Annotated in this window: 1 protein-coding gene; it reads right to left on the bottom strand. The window is 53.8% G+C overall.

What is annotated here, in order from left to right; translation table 11 throughout:
• A partial coding sequence (gene carB, locus OEL57_RS16380; RefSeq protein WP_300741975.1) for a carbamoyl-phosphate synthase large subunit occupies positions 1 to 2,020 on the bottom strand: 2,020 nt, incomplete at both ends.

Raw genomic sequence — 2,020 nt, 5'->3', positions numbered from 1 at the left:
GCTGTACCGTTAGCAGGCTGCAGCAGATTGAGCTTGTGCAACATCTCCTGAAACCGCTCACGATCCTCAGCACGGTCAATGGCATCCGGGCTGGTACCGATAATCGGCACCCCGGCCTTTTCAAGGGCCACCGACAATTTAAGCGGCGTCTGGCCGCCAAACTGTACGATCACACCCACTGGATTTTCCTTGGCCACGATCTCCAACACATCTTCTTGGGTCAGCGGCTCAAAGTAGAGTCTATCGGAGGTATCATAGTCAGTGGATACTGTCTCAGGGTTACAGTTAACCATAATGGTCTCGTAACCACCCTCTGCCAACGCAAAGACACCATGCACGCAGCAGTAATCAAACTCGATCCCCTGGCCGATCCGGTTGGGGCCGCCACCCAGAATAATGATCTTTTTGCGGTCAGTCACCTCTGCCTCGCACTCTTCCTCATAGGTTGAGTAGAGATAGGGGGTGTAGGCCACAAATTCAGCTGCACAGGTATCCACACGTTTGTACACCGGACGCACCTTCAGGCCCCAGCGCAGTTCCCGCACCTGGTCTTCACTGATCTTCCAGAGTTTTGCCAGCATCTTGTCAGAGAAGCCGTACTGCTTGGCCTCATACAGCTGGTCACGGGTAACAGCAGTTGGATTCAACCTTTTCAGCTCATCTTCTTTTTCAATGATCTGGCGCATATTGTTCACAAACCAGGGATCAAAGGCGGTATGTTTGTACACCTCATCAACGGTCATACCGCTACGCAGGGCATCCCCCAGGTACCAGAGCCGGTCTGCATTGGGAACACTCAGTTTTTCCAGCAACAATTGTTGTTCATGATCAGTCAGGGAGCGGCGGGTCTCACTACCAAGATCAAACAGCTTGGAATCAAAGCCGCAAACACCGATCTCAAGGGAACGCAGAGCCTTCTGGAACGATTCCTTAAAGGTCCGACCAATGGCCATGACTTCACCCACCGACTTCATCTGGGTGGTCAGGGTGGCATCAGCAGCCGGGAATTTCTCAAAGGTAAAACGCGGGATCTTGGTAACCACGTAATCGATGGTCGGCTCAAAACAGGCCGGTGTCTCACGGGTAATGTCATTGCGGATCTCATCCAGGGTATAGCCGACCGCCAGTTTGGCCGCGATTTTGGCAATCGGGAAGCCAGTGGCCTTGGAGGCCAGGGCTGAAGAGCGGGAAACCCGTGGGTTCATTTCAATTACCACCAGACGGCCATCACGGGGGTTAATACCAAACTGGATATTGGAGCCGCCGGTATCAACACCGATCTCGCGGATGATCTTGAGCGAGGCATCCCGCAGGATCTGGTATTCCTTGTCGGTCAGGGTCTGGGCCGGGGCAACCGTAATGGAATCGCCGGTGTGGACCCCCATCGGGTCAAAGTTTTCAATGGAGCAGATGATCACCACGTTGTCAGCAGTATCCCGCATTACCTCCAGCTCATACTCTTTCCAGCCAATTACCGACTCCTCCACCAGGATCTCGTCGGTTGGCGAGGCGTCAATCCCCACCATTGCCATCCGCTCATACTCTTCCAAGTTGTAGGCGATACCGCCGCCAGTGCCACCAAGGGTAAAGGAAGGACGGATAATGGCCGGAAAACCGATCTGTTTAACCACTTCCAACACTTCTTCCCGGTTATGGGCCAGACCAGATTTAGGTACGGCCAGACCGATCTTTTCCATGGCCTGCTTGAACAGGGTCCGGTCTTCAGCCTTTTTGATGGCAGGCAGCTTGGCACCGATCAGCTCAACACCAAACTTATCCAGTATCCCCATTTCAGCCACACTGACTGCCGTGTTCAAGGCTGTTTGACCACCCAGTGTCGGCAGTACCGCATCGGGACGCTCTTTCTCAATAATCTTGGCCAGGATCTCAGGGGTGACCGGTTCAATATAGGTACGGTCAGCAAAATCAGGGTCAGTCATGATGGTGGCCGGGTTGCTGTTCAGCAGCACCACTTCATAGCCTTCCTCTTTCAGCGCCTTGCAGGCCTGGGTACCGGAAT

Origin of the sequence: Trichlorobacter sp., assembly GCF_030247655.1 — a bacterium.
GTDB lineage: Bacteria > Desulfobacterota > Desulfuromonadia > Geobacterales > Pseudopelobacteraceae > Trichlorobacter.
The sequence above is the reverse complement of the archived record's forward strand: the minus strand, read 5'-3'. Positions and strand labels throughout refer to the sequence as shown.